4 protein-coding genes are annotated in these 7,626 nt (G+C 69.1%); all 4 read right to left on the bottom strand.

All coding sequences use genetic code 11. The features are described 5' to 3' along the window. Positions 1-2: 2 nt before the first annotated feature. From narJ to ACWPOB_RS11410, 4 genes are read right to left on the bottom strand one after another with little or no spacing between them, the layout of a single operon-like run. On the bottom strand, positions 3-701 hold the full coding sequence (gene narJ / locus ACWPOB_RS11395) for a nitrate reductase molybdenum cofactor assembly chaperone (protein ID WP_455400866.1): 699 nt from the start codon (positions 699-701) through the stop codon (positions 3-5). After that, complete coding sequence (gene narH, locus ACWPOB_RS11400; RefSeq protein ID WP_455400867.1) at positions 698-2,374, bottom strand: nitrate reductase subunit beta; 1,677 nt, start codon at positions 2,372-2,374, stop codon at positions 698-700. The genes narJ and narH overlap by 4 nt, the downstream gene beginning before the upstream one ends. Positions 2,375-2,414: 40 nt before the next feature. After that, a complete protein-coding gene (locus ACWPOB_RS11405; protein ID WP_455400868.1) occupies positions 2,415-6,104 on the bottom strand; it encodes a nitrate reductase subunit alpha in 3,690 nt (1,229 codons plus the stop codon). A gap of 1 nt (position 6,105) precedes the next feature. Continuing rightward, positions 6,106-7,362 (bottom strand): nitrate/nitrite transporter, encoded by a 1,257-nt coding sequence (locus tag ACWPOB_RS11410; RefSeq protein WP_100056178.1) that lies wholly within the window; start codon positions 7,360-7,362, stop codon positions 6,106-6,108. Positions 7,363-7,626: the final 264 nt, after the last annotated feature.

The raw sequence follows: 7,626 nt of genomic DNA on the forward strand, positions 1-7,626 counted from the left end.
GGTCAGTCGACTCCTTCGGCTCGGGTCCGGGCCGAGACGGTTGCGGTCCGGCGCGGTGGGACGGTGAGGGTGAACGGTTCCAGGCCGATCGCCTCGGCCGGCGGCCCGGCCTCCGCGAGCTGCCGGGCGCGGCGCTCTTCCTGATCGCCGACCGGGGGCAGCGTCGCGCACACCGCCTCGATCGTCGCCGCATACCGGGAATCGCGTTCGCCGAGCGCGACCCGGAGCACGTCGATCGGGCTGCGGTGCGCGGCGAGCAGCTGCTCCCCCGCGTCCGGGTCGACGGTCGCGGCGAATTCGAGCACCACCGGGAGGTGATCGGGCGCTTCCCCGGGCGGCGACTCCGCGCCGGCGTCGCGGTAGGCCTGCGCGAACGCGTGGATCGCCGCGCCCCGGTTGCGGGTGTCGCCGCCGGTCCAGTACGTGAGGTACATCGTCGAGCGCCGGCGCATGTCGAACGTGTCGACGTAGTCGGACTGCGCGGCGAAGGGATCGGCGTCGCGCAGGGCGGCGAGGGTCCGGCCCAGCAGCTCCGCCGGTTCCCCGGTGATGTGCCCGAGAAGCCGGTCGACGGTCGCGAGACGGGACGGCAGTCGCTCGTCGGGGTACGCCAGCAGCAGCGACGCCGCCTGCCGGATCAGCCGGTGCTGCAGGTGCCGCGACGCGGTGTCGCGCGCCCCACGGCGCAGCAGCGCCCTCATCGCTCGCTCCCCGGGTTCTCGGCTCGGTGCCCGGCCGGGAACAGGCCCTGGGGCACGCCCTTGCCGTCCCAGTTGAGCAGGTTCACGCGGGAGGGATTCGACGCGTTCGCCGCCATCCCCTCGGAGGTCTGCCGCTGCCGGAGCGCGTGGAAGGTTTCCACCGCGACGGGAACGGGACCTCCGCTGGCCTCGCCGAACGGCCCGGAGTCGTACATGCCGGGGCCGCCCTCGAACGACAACGCGCAGTCGGTGGCGGATTCCTCGGGCTGGTGGCCTTCGGCCGCGTAGGCGGTCGGGATCACGTACCGCTCGTCGTACTTGGCGAGGGCGAGCAATCGGTACATCTCGTACATCTGCTCCTCGGTCATGCCCACGGCATCGGGGATGTCCGGCCGCGTGGCCCGGCCCAGGTTGATGTCGCGCATGTACGAGCGCATCGCGGCGAGCCGGTGCAGCACCGCTTCGACGGCGTCGGTGTCGCCCGCCGTGAACAGCCCCGCCAGATACTCGATCGGGATGCGCAGCGATTCGAGCGCACCGAACAGGTTCCCGATCTCCTCGCCGTCGTGGCCCTCGCGGGTCACCGCGTCGACGACCGGCGAGAGCGGCGGCACGTACCAGACCATCGGCATCGTGCGGTACTCCGGGTGCAGAGGCAGCGCAACCCGATACGTGTTGATCAGCGCGTACACGGGCGACCGCTGGGCGGCCTCGATCCACTCGTCGGAGATGCCCTCGGCGCGGGCGCCGGCGATCACCTCCGGGTCGTGGGGGTCGAGCAGCACCTGCCGCTGTGCCTCGTAGAGGTCCTTCTCGTCCTCGACGGACGCGGCCTCGAGCACCCGGTCGACGTCGTAGAGCACGAGCCCGATGTACCGCAGCCGGCCCACGCAGGTTTCCGCGCACACGGTGGGCAGGCCCACCTCCACGCGCGGGTAGCACAGCGTGCACTTCTCGGCCTTGCCGGTCTTGTGGTTGAAGTACACCTTCTTGTAGGGGCAGCCGGACACGCACATCCGCCAGCCGCGGCAGCGGTCCTGGTCGACGAGAACGATGCCGTCCTCGACACGCTTGTACATCGCTCCCGAGGGGCACGACGAGACGCACGACGGATTCAGGCAGTGCTCGCAGATGCGCGGCAGGTAGAACATGAAGGTCTGTTCGAGTTCGAGCCGGACCTGCTCGCCGACCTTCTTCAGCACCGGATCGGCGGGGACGATCTCCGGCGAGCCGCCGAGGTCGTCGTCCCAGTTCGCCGACCATTCGACCTTCATCGGCTTGCCGCTGATCAGGCTGCGCGGCGGCGCCACCGGGATCTGGTCGCCGAGCGGCGCGGTGGTGAGGTTCTCGTAGTCGTAGGTCCACGGTTCGTAGTAGTCGTCGATCGCCGGCATCTTCGGGTTCGAGAAGATCCGGAACAGCTTGTTCCACCGGCCGCCGTCGCGCAGCCGTAGCCGGCCGTTCCGGTCGCGGATCCATCCGCCGCGCCAGCGTTCCTGGTCCTCGTAGGTACGGGGATATCCCAGGCCTGGTCGGGTCTCGACGTTGTTGAACCACACGTATTCGGTGCCGGAGCGGTTGGTCCAGGCCTGTTTGCAGGTGACCGAGCACGTGTGGCAGCCGATGCACTTGTCGAGGTTCATGACCATCGCCATCTGGGCCATCACCTTCATGCCGGCCTCGCTTCCCGGATCGTGGTCGTGGGCGTCGACATCAGTACGTGACCTCCTGCGACCGGCGGCGTACGACCGTCACCTCGTCGCGTTGGTTTCCGGTGGGGCCGAGGTAGTTGAACGCGAACGACGTCTGCGCGTAGCCACCCGCCAGGTGCGTGGGCTTGATCAGGATCCTTGTGAGCGAGTTGTGGATGCCGCCGCGGGTGCCGGTGGTCTCGGTGAGCGGCACGTCGATGGTGCGTTCCTGCGCGTGGTATACGTACACGACGCCGTCGGGCATGCGGTGCGAGACGATCGCGCGGCACACCACGACGCCGTTGCGGTTGACGGCCTCGACCCAGTCGTTGTCACGCACCGAGATCGTCGCCGCGTCCCCCGGGCTCATCCACATGGTCGGGCCGCCCCGCGAGAGGGACAGCATGAACAGGTTGTCCTGGTACTCGGAGTGGATCGACCACTTCGAGTGCGGGGTGAGGTACCGCACGGTCAGTCCGACGCCGTCGCCGCTGCCCACCGCGGGTTCGCCGAACAGGCGCGACATGTCCAGCGGCGGACGGTAGGTCGGCAGCTGCTCGCCGAGTTCCTCGATCCAGTCGTGATCGACGTAGAAGTGCATGCGGCCGGTGAGCGTGTGGAACGGTTTGAGTTCCTCGATGTTCACCGTGAACGGCGCGTAGCGGCGCCCGCCGGTCTCGCTGCCGGACCATTCCGGGCTGGTGATCACCGGGACCGGCCGGGCCTGGGTGTCGGCGTAGGTGATGCGGCGTTCTTCGCTGCCCTCGGCGAGGTGCACGAGCCGGCGACCGGTGCGCTTCTCGAGTTCACGGAAGCCCTCGACGGCGAGCCGGCCGTTCGAGGTGCCCGACAGCGCGAGGATGACATCGGCCATGCGTTCGGCGCTCGTGACCGCCGGGCGTCCTTCCCCCGCACCGGAATTCATCACACCGAACTTCGCGGCGAGCTCCGCGACCTCCTGCACCGGACGTGTCGTGACGCCCTTGGTGGTCAGGCCGAGGGTGTCGACGAGCGGCCCGAGGGTCGACCATTTGTCGGCGATCGCGGTGTAGTCCCGTTCGACCACCACGAGCGGGCCCATGGTCCTGCCCGGCACCGGCACCTCCCCGGTGACGCGCCAATCCTTCTCCGTGCCCGACGGATACGCCATCGCGCCCGGGGTGTCGTGCTGCAGTGTGCCGAGCACGATGTCGGTGCGGGTTCCGAGATGCTTCGCCGCCAGCGCGCTGAACACCTTCGCGATGGCGCCGAATGCCTCGTAGTCGGAACGCGTTTCCCACGGCGGGTCGATCGCGGGACTGAAGGCGTGGATGTAGGGGTGCATGTCGGTGCTCGACAGGTCGCCCTTCTCGTACCACGTCGCGGCGGGCAGCACCACGTCGGAGAACAGCGTGGTCGACGTCATCCGGAAGTCGATCGACATCAGCAGGTCGAGCTTGCCTTCGGGCAGGTCGTCCGGCCAGGCGACGTCGTGCGGGCGCAGGTCCGGACCGGTCGGCACGCCCTGGATGTTCGAGTCGGTCCCGAGCAGGTGCCGCAGGAAGTACTCGTTGCCCTTGCTGGACGAGCCGAGCAGGTTGGACCGCCACACGTTGAGCACCCGCGGCCAGTTGCGCGGGTTGTCCGGGTCGGTGACCGACAGTTTCACCTCGCCGCTCGCGAGTTTCCGGGCGACGTACGCGGGGATGTCCACGCCCGCGGTCCGCGCCTCGTCGGCGATCTCGTGGGTGTTGCGGTCGAACTGCGGGTAGAACGGGGTCCACCCCATCGCGACCGCGGAGGTCATCACGTCCATCGTGTGCTTGTCCCGGAACCGGCCGCGGCCCAGCGGGCTCGCCAGCGCGTCGGCGCGGTACCCGTCGTAGCGCCACTGGTCGGTGTGGACGTACCAGTACGACGTACCGGCCATCTGCCGCGGCGGCCGGCTCCAGTCGGTGCCCATCGCCATCGCAGCCCAGCCGGTGACGGGGCGGCACTTCTCCTGCCCGACGTAGTGGGCCCAGCCACCCCCGTTGCGGCCCATCGACCCGGTGAGTAGGAGCAACGCCAGCACCGCCCGGTAGGTCGCGTCACCATGGAACCACTGGCAGATTCCGGCACCCATGATGATCATCGACCGGCCGCCGGATTCCTCCGCGTTGCGCGCGAACTCTTTCGCGATCCGGATCGCCTGGGCGGCGGGAACTCCCGTGATGCCTTCCTGCCACGCCGGGGTGTAGGGGACGGCGGGATCGTCGTAGCCGGTCGGCCACACGCCCGGTAGGCCCGGACGGGAGACGCCGTACTGCGCAAGCATGAGGTCGAACACGGTGCATACCAGGTGTTCTCCGACGCGCCGCACCGGCACTCCGCGCTCGATGCTCGCCCCGTGCCCGTCGACCGTGTCGAAGCTCGGGAGGTGCACCGTCACCGCGTCCTCGCCGGCGATGCCGCCGGGATGTGCGACGGTCAGTACCGGCACGAGGTCGCCCAGATCGAGGTTCCACTTGCCGATACCGTCGTCGCCGTACCGGTAGCCGAGCGAACCGTGCGGAACCGCCACGGTGTCGGTCGCACCGTCGAGCAGCACCGGCTTGAACGCCGCGTTCTCTACGTCCCGACCGAGGTCGGCCGCGGTGAGGTTCTTGCCCGGGACGAGCCGGCCGTCGCGTTCCTCGAGTTTCACGAGGAACGGCAGGTCGGTGTACTGCCGGACGTAGTCGACGAAGAAGGGGACCCGCTGCTCGACGTAGAACTCGGTCAGCAGCACATGGCCCATCGCCATCGCCAGTGCGCCGTCGGTGCCCGCCGCGCACGGTATCCATTCGTCGGCGAACTTCGTGTTGTCGGCGTAGTCGGGACTCACCGTCACGACTTTCGTACCGCGGTAGCGGACCTCGGCCATCCAGTGCGCGTCGGGTGTGCGCGTGACCGGCACGTTCGATCCCCACATCATGAGATACGACGCATCCCACCAGTCGCCGGATTCGGGTACGTCGGTCTGGTCCCCGAACACCTGCGGAGAGGCGACGGGAAGGTCGGCGTACCAGTCGTAGAAGGACGTCATGACGCCGCCGATCAACTCGACGAACCGGGAACCGGCAGCGAAGGACACCATCGACATCGCGGGGATCGGCGAGAAGCCGGCCACCCGGTCGGGGCCGTATTCCCGGACGGTGTGCACGTGGGCCGCCGCAATCATCTCGGTCGCCTCGGCCCACGTCACCCGGACCAGGCCGCCCTTGCCGCGGGCCCGCTGGTAGCGGCGGCGCCGGTCGGGATCGTCCTGGATGTCGGCCCAGGCCAGAACGGGATCGCCGAGCCGCGCCCTGGCCTCGCGGTACATCTCGACGAGCACGCCGCGGGCGTACGGGTAGCGCACCCGCGTCGGCGAGTACGTGTACCACGAGAACGCAGCGCCGCGGGGGCAGCCGCGCGGTTCGTACTCGGGGCGGTCGGGCCCCACGGTGGGGTAGTCGGTTTCCTGCGTCTCCCACGTGATGATCCCGTCCTTGACGTAGATCTTCCACGAGCACGAGCCGGTGCAGTTGACGCCGTGGGTGGATCGGACCACCTTGTCGTGACTCCACCGGTCCCGGTAGAAGATGTCGCCTTCGCGGCCGCCGCGGCGGGTGACGGTACGGCCGTCGTCGGAGATCTCCCCCGGGGTGAAGAACCGTCCGCTGCTGCGCAGCAACTCTTCGGCGGCACCGCCGGTGTGCTGGGTTGTCACGTCATCTCCCTTCGGGTCGTGTCGTGGTGGTCGTGCCGGCCCCGGGTTTGTCGTGCGCGGCGTTCTCGTGGGCCCTCAGCTTGACCGCGGTGTAGAGCAGGGCGACGAAAGCGGTGGCGACGAGCAGCACCAGTCCCACGGTGTAGTCGTTGTCGACGGGGTCGTAGGTCGCGCCCATGACCAGCGGCGGGAAGTAGCCGCCGAGACCTCCGGCCGCGGCGACGATGCCGGTGACCGATCCCACGGACTTCGCCGGGGAACGTCGTGCGACCCAGGCGAAGACACCGCCGGTGCCGGCGCCGAGGAAGACCGCGAGCAGGATGAAGTCGGTGGCCGCCCACACCTCCGGCGGCGGCTGCAGGACCGCGATGGCGGCCATCACCGCGGTCCCGGCGAACGAGACGAGCACGACGGGCTTGGGGCCGATCCGGTCGGACAGGGCACCGCCGATCGGCCGCGCAATCACCGCGGCGAGGGCGAACGCTGCGGTGCGGGCGCCCGCGTCGACGGCGGAGAAGCCGTAGACGGTCTTGATGTAGGTGGGCAGGTAGTTGCTGAAGGCCACGAATCCGCCGAACACCACGGCGTAGAGGAACGACATCTCCCACGTGACCCGCAGTTTCAGCGCCGCAGCAAGTTTCGGTACGACGGGGTCGGTGTTCGGGTGGAAGTCCGGGGAGTTGCGCATCACGAGGACGCACACGCCGGCGGTGACGGCGAGGGCGGCCGCGACGATGACATGCGTCGCGAGGAGCCCGAACCAGTTCACGAAGCGTGGGGTGAAGAATGCCGAGAGCGCGGTGCCGACCATGCCGGCGCCGAAAACGCCCGTGGCGAATCCGCGGCGGGCGGATTCGTACCAATTGTTCGCGAACGGGATTCCGACCGCGAAGATCGTGCCCGCGATGCCGAGGAAGAACCCGCAGACCAACAGGAGCGGGTACGATCCGGCCTCGGCCGCGAAACCCACCGCGATCACGGGCAGGATCGACAGGAGGGAGATCGCGATGAACATGATCCGTCCGCCGTGGCGGTCGGTGAGCGAACCGACGGCGATGCGGCCGAGCGAACCGACCAGGATCGGCGTCGCGACCAGCATCGACGCCTGCGAGCTGCTGAGGGACAGGTCACCCGCGTAGGTGGTGGACAACGGGCCGATCATGTTCCAGGCCCAGAAGTTGATGGCGGAAACCCAGGTGGCCAGCGCCAGGTTCAGTCCCCGGCCGGAACCGGGGCCACGCTCCGTTGCGGTGTTCACGTCCCCAGAGAACCACCATCAGGCAACGAGCGAGCCGCTTTGAGGGAAAAGTTGCATGGCGGGCCGGCTGTGGGATGGGCGAACGGTTCCGCCCCCGGAACACGGCACGTGGATTCACCGAACGCATTGTGCGTCAACACAGTACAACGATCCGGTCACGCCGGGGCGAATGTCCCGGACCCCGGGGCGCGACCCGGCCGATGCCCCACGCGTGCCTTCCCACGGAAACACGACCGCGGGACCACAACCTCGGAAAGGGGGGGG

Source organism: Rhodococcus sp. 2H158 (assembly GCF_053764755.1).

Bases quoted from the DNA above. Each gene is read 5' to 3' on its own strand.
- narH (WP_455400867.1), bottom strand. From the start codon at position 2,374: ATGAAGGTGATGGCCCAGATGGCGATGGTCATGAACCTCGACAAGTGC.
- narJ (WP_455400866.1), bottom strand. From the start codon at position 701: ATGAGGGCGCTGCTGCGCCGTGGGGCGCGCGACACCGCGTCGCGGCAC.